Origin of the sequence: Acetobacterium paludosum (assembly GCF_008086595.1) — a bacterium.
GTDB classification, from domain to species: domain Bacteria; phylum Bacillota; class Clostridia; order Eubacteriales; family Eubacteriaceae; genus Acetobacterium; species Acetobacterium paludosum.
In genome coordinates, this window is record NZ_RXYA01000006.1 from 151,081 (window position 1) to 166,795 (window position 15,715).

At 41.3% G+C, this 15,715-nt stretch carries 14 protein-coding genes and 1 pseudogene; 5 read left to right on the plus strand and 10 right to left on the minus strand.

Features of this window, described 5'->3' with window-relative positions:
- The first annotated feature begins 13 nt into the window (after positions 1-13).
- Complete coding sequence (locus FZC41_RS08110) at positions 14-1,327, plus strand: HAMP domain-containing sensor histidine kinase (RefSeq protein ID WP_148566901.1); 1,314 nt, start codon at positions 14-16, stop codon at positions 1,325-1,327.
- Between the two features lie 83 nt (positions 1,328-1,410).
- On the opposite strand, the gene FZC41_RS08115 is transcribed toward FZC41_RS08110, so the two are convergent.
- From FZC41_RS08115 to FZC41_RS08130, 4 genes are all read right to left on the minus strand, one after another.
- Positions 1,411-1,647, minus strand: coding sequence for a hypothetical protein (locus tag FZC41_RS08115; RefSeq protein ID WP_148566902.1), 237 nt, complete (start codon positions 1,645-1,647; stop codon positions 1,411-1,413).
- A gap of 221 nt (positions 1,648-1,868) precedes the next feature.
- Positions 1,869-3,740: an ABC transporter ATP-binding protein gene (locus FZC41_RS08120; protein WP_148566903.1), complete on the minus strand. Its 1,872-nt coding sequence runs from the start codon at positions 3,738-3,740 to the stop codon at positions 1,869-1,871.
- Positions 3,737-5,971: an ABC transporter ATP-binding protein gene (locus FZC41_RS08125; RefSeq protein WP_148566904.1), complete on the minus strand. Its 2,235-nt coding sequence runs from the start codon at positions 5,969-5,971 to the stop codon at positions 3,737-3,739. Before FZC41_RS08125 ends, FZC41_RS08120 begins: the two co-directional genes overlap by 4 nt.
- Positions 5,968-6,438: a MarR family winged helix-turn-helix transcriptional regulator gene (locus tag FZC41_RS08130; RefSeq protein WP_170253912.1), complete on the minus strand. Its 471-nt coding sequence runs from the start codon at positions 6,436-6,438 to the stop codon at positions 5,968-5,970. Before FZC41_RS08130 ends, FZC41_RS08125 begins: the two co-directional genes overlap by 4 nt.
- Before the next feature lie 243 nt (positions 6,439-6,681).
- On the opposite strand from FZC41_RS08130, the gene FZC41_RS08135 reads away from it, so the two are divergent.
- Positions 6,682-7,395: an AzlC family ABC transporter permease gene (locus tag FZC41_RS08135; RefSeq protein ID WP_148566906.1), complete on the plus strand. Its 714-nt coding sequence runs from the start codon at positions 6,682-6,684 to the stop codon at positions 7,393-7,395.
- Positions 7,392-7,724, plus strand: coding sequence for a branched-chain amino acid transporter permease (locus FZC41_RS08140; protein ID WP_148566907.1), 333 nt, complete (start codon positions 7,392-7,394; stop codon positions 7,722-7,724). The genes FZC41_RS08135 and FZC41_RS08140 overlap by 4 nt, the downstream gene beginning before the upstream one ends.
- A 95-nt stretch (positions 7,725-7,819) precedes the next feature.
- Here the strand turns inward: FZC41_RS08140 and trmB are convergent, their stop codons facing one another.
- From trmB to FZC41_RS08155, 3 genes and pseudogenes are all read right to left on the minus strand, one after another.
- Entirely contained in the window at positions 7,820-8,473 is a 654-nt protein-coding gene (gene trmB / locus FZC41_RS08145; protein ID WP_148566908.1) for a tRNA (guanosine(46)-N7)-methyltransferase TrmB, read from the minus strand.
- Positions 8,474-8,545: 72 nt separating this feature from the next.
- Positions 8,546-8,800 (minus strand): annotated as a pseudogene (locus tag FZC41_RS08150) (ATP-binding cassette domain-containing protein); the annotation flags it as partial.
- A gap of 417 nt (positions 8,801-9,217) precedes the next feature.
- The gene (locus tag FZC41_RS08155) at positions 9,218-10,120 is read right to left on the minus strand and encodes an SPL family radical SAM protein (protein ID WP_148566910.1); all 903 of its coding nucleotides are present in this window, start codon (positions 10,118-10,120) and stop codon (positions 9,218-9,220) included.
- Between the two features lie 161 nt (positions 10,121-10,281).
- Between FZC41_RS08155 and FZC41_RS08160 the strand changes: the two genes are divergently transcribed.
- Complete coding sequence (locus tag FZC41_RS08160) at positions 10,282-11,427, plus strand: transglutaminase domain-containing protein (protein ID WP_148566911.1); 1,146 nt, start codon at positions 10,282-10,284, stop codon at positions 11,425-11,427.
- Between the two features lie 51 nt (positions 11,428-11,478).
- On the opposite strand, the gene FZC41_RS08165 is transcribed toward FZC41_RS08160, so the two are convergent.
- The 3 genes from FZC41_RS08165 to thrC are packed head-to-tail and all read right to left on the minus strand — an operon-like array spanning position 11,479 to position 14,306.
- Complete coding sequence (locus FZC41_RS08165; protein WP_148566912.1) at positions 11,479-11,913, minus strand: ACT domain-containing protein; 435 nt, start codon at positions 11,911-11,913, stop codon at positions 11,479-11,481.
- 4 nt (positions 11,914-11,917) lie between these two features.
- Positions 11,918-12,808, minus strand: a complete 891-nt coding sequence (thrB, locus tag FZC41_RS08170) for a homoserine kinase (protein ID WP_148566913.1) — start codon at positions 12,806-12,808, stop codon at positions 11,918-11,920.
- Positions 12,801-14,306: a threonine synthase gene (gene thrC / locus FZC41_RS08175; protein WP_148566914.1), complete on the minus strand. Its 1,506-nt coding sequence runs from the start codon at positions 14,304-14,306 to the stop codon at positions 12,801-12,803. Before thrC ends, thrB begins: the two co-directional genes overlap by 8 nt.
- Before the next feature lie 140 nt (positions 14,307-14,446).
- Here thrC and FZC41_RS08180 point away from each other — a divergent pair, with 140 nt between their 5' ends.
- Positions 14,447-15,703: a homoserine dehydrogenase gene (locus FZC41_RS08180; protein WP_148566915.1), complete on the plus strand. Its 1,257-nt coding sequence runs from the start codon at positions 14,447-14,449 to the stop codon at positions 15,701-15,703.
- The last annotated feature ends 12 nt before the right edge of the window (positions 15,704-15,715 follow it).

Here is a 15,715-nt window from a genome sequence, read left to right on the forward strand (position 1 = left end):
AAAGAGGAGCTTCATGCGAAAAAGATTTTTTAATTCAATCTATTTTAAATTCATACTGATTTTTTTAAGCATTCTTTTTTTCTCGGCAACGGTTACCTTCAGCGTTGTTAATTATACACAATTTGGGAATTTTTTTGATGAGGCCAGGTCAGAACTGGTAAACCAGACCGAGGCCGTTCAAACCTTGAGCCAGAAAGGTTTATCAAATGAGGAGATTGTCACTTTGTTTAATAAAGGCGTTATGGTTTCCTGGACAGTATTAACCCTTAATGAAACCGGATTTGATTTGTCCGAAGAAGACCGACAAACAATTGAAAATGGCGGCATTATTTTAACCAATCAACATGATAAAAATCACCTTCCCGGGGCGATTGGAAAAATTCAAAACGGATATGCTGTTACTTCGGTTAATATGGAAACTCAGCAAATATCCGGTTTTTTTGATCGTCAGAAAGCGACACTGTTTTTAACACTATTGCTTGGTACTGTTCTGACGCTTATTATGGTTGCTATGATTGTGAAACCCATTAAAGCTGTTTCGGAAGCGACAAAAAAAGTGGCTGAAGGTGACTTTGATCTGAGACTGAAGGTGAAAGGAAATGACGAATTAGCTGTTTTAGCCAGAAATTTTAATATCATGACGGAAGCGCTTTCCAAGAATGACTACATTCATCGCGATTTTGTCAGCAATGTTTCCCATGAATTCAAAACGCCCATTGCTTCCATTAAAGGATTTGGAAATTTATTAAAAGATCCCCATATTTCGGAGAAACAACGACAGGAATACGTGGATATTATTGTGGATGAAAGCGACCGACTGTGGAAACTTTCCGCTAATGTCTTAAAGCTTTCCGAACTTGAAAATGGGATTCTTGGACTCAAAAAAGAGCTGTTTTCTTTGGATGAAGAAATTCGTAGAGTCGTTCTGCTGCTTCAGGAAAAGTGGGAAACGAAAAATATTAATCTGGATATTCAGATGGATGAAATAGTTTATCGGGGTGATGAGGAGATGATGGCTCAGGTTATCATCAATATTTTTACAAATGCCATCAACCATAGCCCGGCGGATGGAACGATTAATATTGAGCTTCATGGCAATACTGAAGAAATTGTCATTAAAATAAAGAATTCCGGAGCGGGTATTTCCAGAGAAGAACAGGAAAAAATATTTGATCGTTTTTACAAGGTGGATCAATCTCGAAGTACACCGGGAACAGGACTTGGTCTGACGATATCACAACGAATTGTTAATCTTCACGGTGGTAGTATTACCGTGGAAAGCGTGGTTGAGGAAGGCAGTACCTTTATTATCAAGCTGCCTAGATAACTGAATCCATCTGACAGTTAAAAGAAAAAGTCCAGGAATGCTTGCATTCCTGGACTTTTTTGGAATAATTATTTTTGTGTCGGTTATAGATCTTCCGGTCTCTTTTTTATGAGTTGGGTTCGTGGCAGTTTGCTCTTTTGGGTATCATCCAAATAGCGCCATAACATGAAAATACCAATTGGCCAAATTAGAAGACTCCAAACAGCAAGCCATACTTTGGTATAATAAAATGGAATTCTCGATGATTCAGATTCTGTATTAACCTGATCAATCGGCTTTAAGGATTCATCATCAATTCTTTTTTCTTCTTCTGATAGCATTTTTTCTTCCCCCCCTTGTTTTTAGTTTGTCATTTAAGTGATACCCGGTATTAGGAAGAATAATCAAATTATAATAAAATTAAGGAACAGAGCGCTTTTTTTGAGACAGGAGCGAAGTAAATTGATAAACTATAAAAATAAAGGCCAACGTTTATCTGAGTGTATACTGCACACATTGATAAGGTTGGCCTTTAATATATAAGTTAACAAGCTAAATTATATTAATCTTCTTCATCTGCTCCGGCATTCTCAAATTGAGAATTATAAAGATCGGCGTAGAAACCGCCTTTACTCAGAAGAATATCATGGGTTCCTTGTTCGACGATATCGCCATCTTTCATGACCAGGATCAAATCAGCATTTTTAATGGTAGACAATCGATGGGCAATGATAAAACTGGTTCGGCCTTCCATCAGGTTGTCCATGGCTTTTTGGATCAGTACCTCAGTACGGGTATCAACTGAACTGGTGGCTTCATCCAGAATTAAGACTTTTGGATCGGCTAGAATGGCACGGGCAATAGTCAGGAGTTGTTTCTGTCCCTGGGAAACATTGCTGGCTTCTTCATTTAAAAACATGTCGTAGCCATCCGGCAGCGTATGGACAAAATAATCAACTTGAGCGGCGACAGCGGCGGCTTCAACTTCGGAATCGGTGGCATCTAAACGTCCATACCGGATGTTTTCACGGATGCTGGCATTGTAGAGCCAGGTATCCTGGAGGACCATGCCAAAAAGATCACGGAGATCACTTCGGCTGAAATTCTGAATATTATGTCCATCTACTAAAATTGCTCCGGTATTCACATCGTAAAAACGCATGAGGAGCTTGACCATGGTGGTCTTGCCGGCGCCGGTAGGTCCGACAATGGCGATTTTTTGGCCCTCGGTGATATGAGCAGAGAAGTCGTTAATAACGATTTTTTCCGGATCATACCCAAAATGCACATGATCAAAGTCAACATTGCCATGGATTTTTTCAAGATCAAAATCGGTCTTGTTTTCTTCAACTTCTTCTGGTTCGTCAAGGAAGGTAAAAACCCGTTCCGCGGCGGCAGTGGTTTGCTGTAAAATGTTTGATATGTTGGCAATTTGCATGATAGGTTGGTTAAATTGTCTGACATATTGGATAAACGCTTGTATATCACCGACAGTCAGTCTTCCGTTTGCGGCTAAATAACCACCAAGAATACAGACAGCGACATAGCCTAAATTTCCGATGAAGTTCATCATGGGCATCATCAGCCCCGATAAAAATTGAGATTTCCAGGCCGAACTGAAAAGCGTGTCATTATAATGATCAAAGGTTTCAAAAGAGGATTCTTCGCCATTAAAGGCTTTTACCACATTGTGTCCGCTGTACATTTCCTCAACATGGCCGTTGATATGGCCCAGATAAGTTTGCTGCTCGCTAAAATATTTCTGGGATTTTTTTACAACGAGAATGACTAAAACAAAGGAAAGCGGCACAATGCAGATGGCAACCAGGGTCATCTGCCAACTGATCGAAAACATCATGACAAGGATTCCGATGATCGTTGCAATTGAAGTGATGATTTGGGTAACACTTTGATTTAGGGTCTGGTTTACTGTTTCAATGTCATTGGTAAGGAATGAAAGTACCTCGCCATAACTGGTTTTATCAAAATATTTGAAAGGCAGTCGATTAATTTTTGAAAAAATATTTTGTCTCAGGTTATAGGTTACCTTCATGGAAATTCCGGTCATAATGAATCCCTGAATGCAGGAAAAAATGACGGAAATGCCATAGAGTCCAAGCAGGATAAGGATGATCTGCCCAATATAGTTAAAATCAATCCCTTTGCCATTATCGGCAATGATGTTCATAATGCCTTCAAAAATTGCAGTGGTTGCATTTCCCAGAATTTTTGGGCCCACAATATTAAAGATGGTGGATGCGACGGCAAAGATAAAGACAAAAATCAATCCTATCTTGTAGGCCGCTAAATAATGCATGAGTTTTTTAAGACTTCCTTTGAAATCTTTCGGTTTTTCTCCCGGCATCATGTTTCCCGCCGGGCCATGACCCATGCCACCACGTTTTGGTTTTGGCTGTTGTTGTTCGTTTTTCATATTGTCAGTTCCTCCTCGGTAAGTTGTGAGGATGCAATTTCCCGGTAAGTCTCACAGCTGTTCAATAATTCCGTGTGAGTCCCTTTTCCGACCACGCGGCCGTGTTCCAGAACAATGATTTGCTCGGCCTGCATAATGGTATTGATCCGTTGAGCGACGATCAGCACGGTACTGTTGCCGGTGTATTCTTTGAGTGCCCGTCTTAAAGTGACGTCGGTTTTGTAATCCAGGGCTGAAAAACTGTCATCAAAAATATAGATATCCGGTTTTCGAACCAGCGCTCTGGCAATGGAAAGTCGCTGCTTTTGTCCGCCGGAGACGTTGCCTCCGCCTTGAGCAATCTCTCGTTCAACGCCTTCTTCACTGGATTCAATAAAGCTGGTGGCCTGGGCAACCCGGGCGGCAATGGCTAAATCCTCCTCAGTGGCTTTATTATCGCCATAAAGAAGATTCGAAGCGACGGTTCCTGAAAACAAGGTGCCTTTTTGGGGGATATATCCGATTTTTTCACGAAGATCGTGTTGTGTGACTTCCCGAACATCGATGTTATCAATGCGAATGGCACCGGAAGTAACATCAAAGAATCGCGGAATCAGATTAACCAGCGTAGACTTCCCAGAACCGGTTGAACCAATAAAAGCGGTTGTTTCACCAGGGTTGGCAATAAAGCTGATATCGTGGAGAACATCTTCGTCCGCCCCTTCATAGCGAAAAGAAACGTGGTCGAAAGCGAGCGTGGTTCGGTCATTTGTTGGCAGTTTCTTGGGTGTAGCGGGATCGATAATGCTTGGTTCTATGGCAAGTACTTCCTGGATACGATCTCCGGAAACGGCGGCCCGGGGGATCATAATAAACATCATCGACATCATCAGGAAGGACATAATAATCTGCATAGCATATTGCATGAAAGCCATCATATCACCGACTTGCATGGTTGATTGGGCAATTTGGTGAGCACCAACCCAGACAACCATAACACTGACAATATTCATGATAAACATCATCGTTGGCATCATAAATACCATAATACGATTAACAAAAAGGTTGTTTCGGGTGCTGTCTTTATTGACTGCATCAAAGCGATTTTCCTCGAACTTCTGATTGCCAAAAGCGCGAACCACCATGAGGCCGGTCAGGTTTTCTCTGGTGACCAGATTCAGTTTATCAACCAAATTTTGAATTATTTTAAAGCGGGGCATCGCAATGGTAAAGACAATTCCGATGATGAGGACAATGGTAAGGACAGCCACAAGGATGATCCAACCCATGGAGGTCGTCCGTCTCAAGGCCATGATGATACCGCCGACGGCAAGAATGGGTGAATAGCAGAGAATCCGGATGCCCATAATCAGGATTGTTTGGATCTGGGTGATATCATTTGTGCTTCTTGTGATTAAAGAAGCGGTAGAAAATTTATCAAACTCGGCATTAGAAAAACATTGTACCTTTCTAAAGATATCTCGTCGCAGGGTTTGAGCAACCCCGGCAGCGATTCTTGCTGAAAAAAAGCCAACCGCAATAGCAGCTGAAATACTGAGTAAAGAGAGCAGCAGCATCAGGCCGCCAATTTTTAAAATATACAGGTTTTGGACCGAGCCTAAATCAATACCAAGCTGGGTGTAAAATTGATTTGTAAATTGTATCGCAGTTTGAAGCTGGATGGATTCAGGGGTTTGGGAAGCCTGCGCCCGTGCATCATCAAAGGTTGATGAAGGTAAGCGGGTAAGCATCGGCAAGGCTTTATAAACTTGCGAGAAATCCACATTAGACATGCTTTCAGTTGCGGTCGAATCAGCAGTATTGGTGCTTAGCGAACGCATGTAATAAATGAAGGTCCAGGTTGACTGACCAAAAATGGGGTCAAGAACTTCATATGTTTGAGAATCCGACTGATTCAATACGTAAATACTTTCTGTTTGCAGAAGCGGATATTTTTTAAGGGTGGAATCATAATTGGATTTTGATGTATCGTTCGGAGTCATGAGGGTGTAGTTCTTGTCAACCTCTGATTTATTAGCTGCGGTCATGAAAGTCGTCATGAGAGCATAACCATCTTGGCTGATGGCTTCAGGAGTTGCATGCTCAATACCGTTTTGCTGAATCCCAACGTTGACAATATCAGACATGAAATTGGGAAGATTAAGTTCTGATATGGCTTGGACGAAAAGCAGCGCCAAAGCGATGAGCAGCATAACAAGATAAGGCTTTAAATAGCGTGCGAGTTTTATCATGGTGTTTTCCTTTCGGTATTTTCATTTTGTTTTTCATTATTTTGTTTTCCTTCAAGGGTATCTAATGCCGCCGATAACTTGTCCAATAATGAGATAAGCGACGTTGTCTCTTGCGTACCCAGAATGGCGGCGGCATCTTCATAAATTTGAAAGCAGGATTGAGAATATTCTTTTTCCAGCGCTTCGCCTTTTTCGGTAAGATTGACATAAACTAAGCGACGATCCATATCGGTGGTGATTCGCTTGACATAACCCTGTTTGACTAGGTTGGTTATGACTTGGGAAACGCCGGGCATGGAAATTTCTGAACAGCGGCTGAGTTCGGAAATTTTGAGCCCCGGGGGAATGGGAAGACCGTTGGCTTCATGCTCGGTTTTTAAAGCTGCATAACGGTTCAGGATGGTGACGAGCATAAAAAACTCATGGGGTTTGAGACCGTCAAAGCGCTTATGGTTAAGTCTATTCATGCTGGATTTCTTTACTCGATGAAAAGATTTAAAAAGTTGTTGTCCGTAATTGATCAAAAAAATCTCCTTTCTGAAATAAATAGTTAAAATCATTAATAGTTAATCTACTTAAGCATAAAATATTATAGCTTAAATAAGGGGAAATGCAATAAAAATATAAGATGAAACGGTTTTCTAAAAAAAAATATGCTATAATAACCAAATGAATTAAGGGAAATTAAGAAAAGGAGCAGAGTCACGGGAATGACAACGAAAAAGGAAATACTAAAATACGCATTTATCCAAACACTGCCGGTTCTGTTTGGCTATGTTTTCATGGGAATTGCATTCGGGATTCTTCTGGAAGAAGCGGGATATAATTTTGTTTGGGCGCTTTTTATCAGCTTGACAGTGTACTCTGGTTCCATGCAATTTGTGTTAATCGGATTATTGGGCGGGGGCATGGGAATCATCTCAATGATTATTTTAACCTTATCGGTTCAATGCCGTCATATTTTTTATGGCTTATCTTTTATCGAAAAGTTTAAAGCGATGGGTAAACGGGGATGGTATATGGTGTTTTCATTAACCGATGAAACGTATTCCCTACTTTGCGGAATGAAGATTCCTGAAGAATTGAATAAGAAAAAAGTGTTTTTCGCAGTGGCAGTTTTGGACCAAAGCTATTGGGTTTTAGGCTGTACCATTGGCGGCATCCTCGGAAGTTTTATTGGATTTGACACAACCGGAATTGATTTTGCTATGACAGCTCTGTTTGTTGTTATTTTTATCGAGCAGTGGTACAGTTTTCCATCCCATATTCCGGCCATTATCGGAATTTGCTGTGGAACGGCAGCACTGATTATTTTTGGCGCCAATGCTTTTATTTTGCCGGCTCTGATTGCTTCGGTATGCCTGCTGTTATTATTGAAAAATACTATTGTCAAACAGGATGATTGTCAGGAGGCCTGTGAATGAGTTCAAGTTTATTTACCCCATTTCTCATTACCTTACTGGTGGCGGGTCTTACCTTTTTAACTCGCTTCTTACCGTTTGCCCTTTTCGGGGGAGGAAAGAAAGTTCCTGCGATCATACAGGCTTTGGGAGAACTTTTGCCGCCGGCAGTCATGGCGATCTTAGTCGTGTACTGTCTGAGAAACGTCAGTATCATGACGGCCCCCCATGGTTTGCCCGAGTTTATCGCAATCGGAATTGTCGCAATCCTTCATATCTGGAAGCGTAACAACCTTCTGAGTATCGGCGGCGGAACGGTTATCTATATGGTATTGGTTCAGATGATATTTTAAAAAGTGCCGGCAGGAAAATAATATTTCATGCCGGCACTTTTGTTTTTTGAAGTTGAAACTTTTTAACAATTAATAATTAGCCAGAATATGGCAGCTTATAGCTCGGCGATTAAAAACTTGATTTTGATGCCCTGAGAGGCATACATCTTTTCGTGCTCGGTTTCGATATTTCCAGGATAATCCGAAGCGTGGAGATCCCAGATCAGAGTTTTGATCTTAAAATCAGAGGCTTCGAAATATCTGATGGAGTCCTGAAACAGCCCATCATTATCGGTTTTAAAATAAATTTCGCCATTCGAGGCTAACAATTCCGCATATTTTTTAAGTTGTTTGGAATGGGTGAGACGTTTTTTATGATTGCGCCTTTTGGGACAGGGATTGCAAAAATTAATATAAATCCGTTCAACATCGTCTTCCGGGGAGAGAATGTTATCAATACGTTCGACATCCCAGGACATCAGCTGAATATTGTCAAGGGGCTGTTCAAACCGGTTATAGACGGATTCGATATTACGTTTAGCGACTCCTAAAACTGCGTCAATTAAATCAATGGCAAGGTAATTGATCTGCGGATTTTGACTTCCTAAGTCTGCCACAAAGGTCCCCTTACCGCAGCCCAATTCGATATGGAGGGGTTGCTTTTTTTTGAAAATATTTTGCCATTGGCCCCGATGCTCTGGTGGATTGGCCTGGAAAAATCCGGAGGCTTCCAATTCTGGACGTGCCCATGGTTTAGGTCGTATATGCATGGTGATGCTCCTTTATTATTGATTGTTAGGCAATTGCGAAAGCGTCATAAGCTTTCGCAATTGCCGGTTTGATTAAAGCTCAATTATTTTTGTAGCCACATGATCAATAAAGGAACGGTCGTGTTCCACAAAGATCATGGTTGGCGGGGTTTGAAGCAATAGATCTTCAATCTGTACCCGAGAGAGCACATCGATATTGTTTAGGGGTTCGTCCCACAAATATAGGTGGGCAGACTGACAGAGGCTTTTGGCCAGGCAGACCTTCTTTTTCTGGCCTTCGCTAAAGGTCGCCAGATCCTGTTCAAATTGATCCCGGTTAAAGCCCAAGTTTCCAGTTGGTATCAATGGTAAACGAAACATTTTCGAAAATATTTTCATAGCTGTCTTCATAGTTAAATGTTAAATGTGATATGGTGATTTGTGACATGATTGTACCTCTCTTGCAAAGCCTTTAGCAATACACAGACTTTGACAAGTAAAAAACCGCAAGAAAATTTTCCTGCGGCTCAATCATATACAGCACAAAAAATCCATATTCTAAGAAGTTTGTGGTGCTAAAGAGGCAGTGACTTTTTCGTAATTTTCTTGCTTGAGCGCGCCAAAACAAGAGGCTTAACCTCTGGGTTTGAATGAGCGTTCCAGTTGTTGATTAGCAAGATAAATTACGCATCCTCTTTACTCCTTTTTGTTATTTTAGTTACAGTCTAACATTTTTTCAAAGATAATTCAATACCTGCAAGTGTTTTAAGGGGTTAAAAATGAAACCTGTTCTTCTGAAGGCCCATAGACCTTCAGCTTTTCCTTCATCGGCTTACTGTAACTGTTGGAGAGGCCAAATGATTTTCGAAGAGGATTCAAACGTCCGTAGAGTTCGTCTTTATACTCTTTTGAAGCCCCGCCTTTTTTATACAGGGACTGAAGCGGCTCATGTTTTTCGGGATACTCTGTTTTTATAAAGTCAAAGAATGAGGGACGTGTTTTCCCGCGGAGATAAAGGGCTCCCGGAAGAACATAATGCACATCAGCCTCTTTCCCGGCTTCAAACAGAGCAGAAAGTGTATCGGAATCATCCGTGAGATAGGGGATAATCGGCATGAGATGATGTCCTACAGAAGCGTTTGTTTTACGGAAAGCCTTAAGCATATCAAAACGGGACTGGCTCTTTACTGCTCTGGGTTCTGTTTTTCGGCGAATGGATTCATCCATCGTAGTGACCGTAGCGGCAATATTGATATAAGTAATCCGGGACAGGGCGTCAATGAGATCATAATCTCTCAGGACCAAATCGGATTTTGTGGAGATGATCGCCGGAGTCTTGTATTTTATGAGCAGTTTCAGAATTTCAGGCATGACCCGATACCTGGCTTCAGCTGGCTGATAGCTGTCGGTAACACCACCGATATTGATAATTTCTCTTTTCCATTGAGGAGCGCGTAATTGTTTTTCCAACACTTCAACAATATTCGTTTTCACGTAAATTTCATTGGAAAAATCAGAGGCGCTCAGATAATCATGAGAACTCAACGCATAGCAATATTGGCATCCATGGCTGCAGCCGCGATAAATATTCAAATCCCAGCCATAAGGAATTTTTCGTTTCAATTGATTTAATGCACTGGTGCATGTGATGCTGTGATACTGCGGCATAAATAGCTCCTCTTTTTAAACGTTTTCTTATTGTTTTCAAGTATAATAATAAAAATTAGACTTGTCTATAGGAAACTGTGATAAAATTATTGAGGATTTATTTAGAAAATTTATGATGTCAATCATCAAAAAGTTATTCTAAAATAGCGAGGAGATTTACCATGGGCAATCATAAAAGTGGAAATGCAGCAGCAATTATTATTATCTCGATGCTGATTATTTTACTGCTTTCAGGTGGAATATTTCTGGCCATCGGTGATTTAACCGGCATGATTGATATTGCGTCTTTGCTTAACACCGTTGAAGGTAATGGCGATCAGGATCGATCAGAAATTCAAGCACAGAAATATGACGCTTATTCTTTTTTAAATACAAATGAAAAACAGGCTTATGCGAAAGTGGTTGATATGCTTTCAAATTATGATACCGAGGTTAAAGTCAATGGCGTAACGACGGATGAAGTGGAACGAGTCCTCAGTGCCATCGACTATGATCATCCGGAAATATTTTGGATCGGCGAAATGTCCTATTACTTTGATGAAACAGATCACAGTGTCAGTAAAGTAATGGTAACCTATCCCTATAATGAAGATGTGAAAAATCAAAGACAGGCAGAAATTGATGCGGCTGTCGCGGATTACCGGACTGGAATGACAGCAGATATGGATGAGTATGAAAAGGTTAAATATACCTATGAATATGTGATTAGGAACACTGTTTATCGGGAAGACCCTCAGGATGATCAAAATATTTACAGCGTCTTTGGAAAAAAAGCGTCCGTTTGTGCCGGATATTCAAAAGCGATTCAGTATCTTTTAAAAGATACGGGAATTGAGTGCTCATATGTTGCCGGTGAAGCCATCGGTCAAGGTGCTCATGCCTGGAATATCGTTCGGGTGGATGGCGAATACTATTATCTGGATGCTACCTGGGGTGAATTTAGTGTTGAAGATAATGTTGAACCTGAAAAAAGTATTTTTTATGATTTCTTTTGTGTAACAACGGCAGAATTAGAAAAATCACACCAAATTGATCAGACCCTGGTACAATATCCGGAATTAACAGCAACGGCGGCAAATTATTTTGTCCGGGAAAATAAACGCTATGATCTTAATCAGACTGAAGAGCAGAATCGATTTGTAAAAGACATCGAAACGGCCATCAATCAAGGGGAAAAGTATTTTCATTATGCAATCATGGATTCTAGTACCATCGGTGTGGCGGAAGATCTGATGGATAAGACGCTTGGTTCTTATTATTGGTTTTCAAGCGATGACAGTCTGTCAAATACAATTGAACTTTATTAGAAAGAACTGTTACCCCCCATTCCATATTAATCAGAATGGGGGGTGTTGTAGTTACTCCATCGCGATCAAGTGGACGCTGTAGACACCATCAAGTGCTTCCAGCATAACAATGAGATCATCAATCGTGATGGTCAAGTTTTGGCCGTCCAGGGTTACGATGACAATCGCTGCTTGATTGATGGGAATATCCTGATGAATTGTAATAATACTGGTTTCATGATCTCTGAGGAGATTTAAAATATTGGATAGAATTCCCTGATGATCTGCCAGTTTGAAAGAGAGTGTGAACTTTCTCCCGTAATTTTCGGAAGGCGTGAAAATATAGTCCTTATACTTGTAATAGGTGCTGCGGCTGATGCCCACTTTTTTGACGGCATCACTGACTGATTTGCATTGCGAGGATTCCATTAAAATGCGGGCTTCCACTACTTTGGAATAATAGTCCGGCAATATTTTTTTATTGACGATAAGATAATCTTTAATCACTGGCTTAACCTCTCAAAATTTGAACGCCGGCATTATCGGGAAACAATGCAATGAGCTGCCAGCCTGGCATTTTTGCCATTAAATACGCGGCCATTTCAGGCTGAAAGCGGTGGTTGTTCACTGAATTAACAGCCAGAATGGTCGGCCCGGCACCACTGATACAGGTGTTGAGACACCCCATATCCCGAGCTTTTCTGGTAATCACATCATAATGAGCGATGAGCTTTTTGCGGTAGGGTTGATGAAGACGATCCTTCATGGAAGCCTTCAAGATATCCTCGTTCCCATTTGCCAGGGCAAGATAGGTCATCGTTGCCCGGGAAAGATTGTGAGTGGCATCGCTGAAATTTATTTTTTTTGGTAAAATTTGGCGGGCGTCTGAGGTGGATAAAGGAAAATCAGGAACTAAAGCATAAAATTCAAAACAGGGATGGACTTCGCTTTTGATATAGAAGTTTTTTCCCTGATCGTTCAGAGAAACCACTAATCCGCCGAAAATAGCCGGGGCAACATTATCCGGATGTCCCTCCATTTCAACTGCGATATCAAAAAGTTCTTCAGTCGTGAGCGGCGAGCCAATGAGCGCGTTGGCCCCGAAAAGTCCGCCGACGATACAGGTGGCCGAGCTGCCGAGGCCACGGCTTATGGGAACGCCGACGTCACTGTGAATATAGAGCCCGTTAGGATGATGATCGGCTTTTTTAAAGACTTTCAGCATTGAACGATAAACGAGATTGGTGGTTCCCTGATATTTCTTTTCAACTCCGCGGATGGTGAGCTTGCCATCCGTTTTTTCTTCAAAACTAAAGGTGTTGTAAATCGTAAGGGCCAGGCCAAAAGCATCAAAACCGGGACCAACATTGGCACTTGTCCCGGGAACTTGAACTTTAATCATGGTTTTCCACCCTTTCGTTTAAAAAGCTTATGATAGCTCGGGACATTTCAGATTTTTTACACTGGGCATGGTGTTGATTTTCCTTTTGGTCGAGGTCTTTCAGCGGCTGGGGGATGGCGGTGTCGGTTTGTTGGGCCAAAAGATCCAGGAGGGCATAATCATCAAGTTCGGAAGCACCAAAAATACTTTCATAAACCGAGCGGCCAAATTTATAAGGGCTGGCTGTGGATACGATCACCGTCTTGGTTGGATCACCGGTTTCACGGAGATAATCCTCATAAACTTTGTTGGCAACGGCGGTGTGCGGATCCATCAGATAGTGGGTGTCGTCAAAGATGCTTTTTATGGATTGGGCCGTTTGAGCTTCATCGGCAGTTCCGGCATAGAAAAGATCCGCTTTTTCCATCAGTGCTTTTGAGGCCTGATAACTACCCTGGCTTTTAAGTTCTTCCATGAGTTCGCTGACTTTTTCCGGATCAGAACCGGAAACATCATAGAGCAACCGTTCCAGATTGCTGGAAATTAAAATATCCATGGAGGGGGAAGAGGTTTTATAAAACTCCCGATTCCGATCGTAGGTACCAGTCTTGAAAAAGTCGGTGAGGACTTTATTGGCATTGGATGCGCAAATCAGTTTATTGACTGGTAAACCTAACAGCGAGGCATAATAACCAGCAAGAATATTTCCGAAATTTCCGGTGGGTACCACAAAATTAATTTTTTCTCCGGCAGTAATTTCGCCGCGTTTTAAGAGCTCGTAATAGCTGTAAAAATAATAGACGACTTGGGGAAGCAGCCGACCAATGTTAATGGAATTGGCGGATGAGAAAAGAACATTGGCTTTTTCAAGTTTTTTGGCTAATTGGGAATCATTAAGAATTTTTTTGACGCCGTTTTGGGTGTCGTCAAAATTCCCATCGACACCAACCACACAGGTATTATCACCAAGCTGAGTAAGCATTTGTTTTTCCTGGATCGTGCTGACCCCGTCTTTAGGATAAAAGACGATGATGCTAATATTCGGAACATTGGCAAAGCCTTCTAATGCGGCTTTGCCGGTATCTCCCGAAGTGGCGGTAAGGATTAAAATTTTGTTGCTGCTGTTCACATTTTTCATGGCTTCCACCATAAAATATGGTAAAATAGTCAAAGCCATATCTTTAAAGGCACAGGTCGGACCATGGAAGAGTTCCAGAAAATACCGGTCTTTTATTTTTTTTAAGGCGACGGGCTCTTCATCTTCAAATTTTCCGGAATAATAGGCGCCTTGAATTGAATCAGCAATTTGCTTTTCACTAAAATCATCCAGGAAAGCGGCGAATATGACCTGGGCCATTTCCCCATAGCTTTTTCCAATCAAATTTTTTTTATCCAGTTGGATGTTATGAATAAAATTGGGAACAAATAGGCCCCCATCTGGGGCTAATCCCTGCAGGATTCCCTGGGATGCAGTAACGTTGATGTCTTTGGATCGTGTGCTGTTGTAACCGTTTTTCATGAATTTCCTCCAAATATTTATGGTATAATGGGAAAAAATCTTCCCATCAGGGTATTGAATATCCCTTAAGTATATGATAAAATGTTTTTCAGGAAAAAACAAGTGTTTTTAAAATAAATACATAAATGAGGTGAAATTTTTTGAATATTGCACTTTTAGGCTTTGGAACCATCGGTTCGGGGGTCTACGAACTGATCAATTTAAATAAAGGAAAGTTTGCGAGCAATTTTACAGACTTGGAGGCAAGAAAATCAAGCCCTGTGATTACCAAAGTTTTGGAGCGTGATACGACTAAAGATCTGGGGGATGACGTGGGCAGGATTGTTACCGATCCCAGGGAGATATTAGAAGATGATAGCATCGGTCTTGTCATTGCTTTAATGGGTGGGATGGACTTTGAATATAAAATGATCAAGGATTGTCTTAAGGCCGGTAAGCATGTCGTAACCGCAAACAAGGCGGTTATTTCAGAGTATTTTCAAGAGTTATTGACTCTGGCGGAAGAAAATGGCGTGGTTCTTCGCTATGAGGCATCTGTTGGCGGCGGGATTCCCATCATCGGCAGCTTAAAAGAAGAAATGAAAATCAACCGTGTTACCGAGATTAAGGGAATCCTTAATGGCACAACGAATTTCATTTTATCTAAAATGACTGAAGAAGGCGCAGATTTTGGAGAAACCTTAGCCATGGCTCAATCCATCGGTTTTGCCGAGGCGGATCCGACGGCGGATGTTGAAGGTTATGATGTATCCCGAAAGCTTTCTATTCTTTCATCGATGGCTTATGAGGGAATTATCAAAGATGAAGATATTTACAAGCGCGGTATTACGGATATCCGAGCCGTGGATATTGAGATGCTCACCAGCATGGGTTATGTGGTCAAATACCTGGGACATTCCATTCTTGAAGAGAAAAACAATGTTTATTCAACGGTAGAACCGGTGTTGTTTAAAGAAGCTTCCATTATGAGTAATGTCAACAGTGAATTTAACATTATATCCATTACCGGAGATATCATTGGAGAATTGCAGTTTTACGGTAAGGGAGCAGGAAAGGATGCAACGGCCAATGCGGTGGTCGGAGATGCGCTTTATATTCTTAACATCGTGGGAGATCAGAATTTACCAAAACCCTTACGGCTTAATCGAAAGCTAAACAAAGTAGGAACCGCTATCTTTAAAGGAAAATACTATTTAAGAGCTAATCTTAATGATAAAGAAATGCTGAATCAGGTATTGGGAGCAGTGGAAACCATTGCTGAGCGTAAAACGGTTATTGTGAATGATAATCGGGCGTATGTGGTGACAAGTGTCATCGCGGCGAATGATTTTAATATGATGGCAGAAAAATTGAAGGAAACAGTTCCGGAAATTTTTTATGCTCGTATCTACGAATAGGAAAAGAGTGAC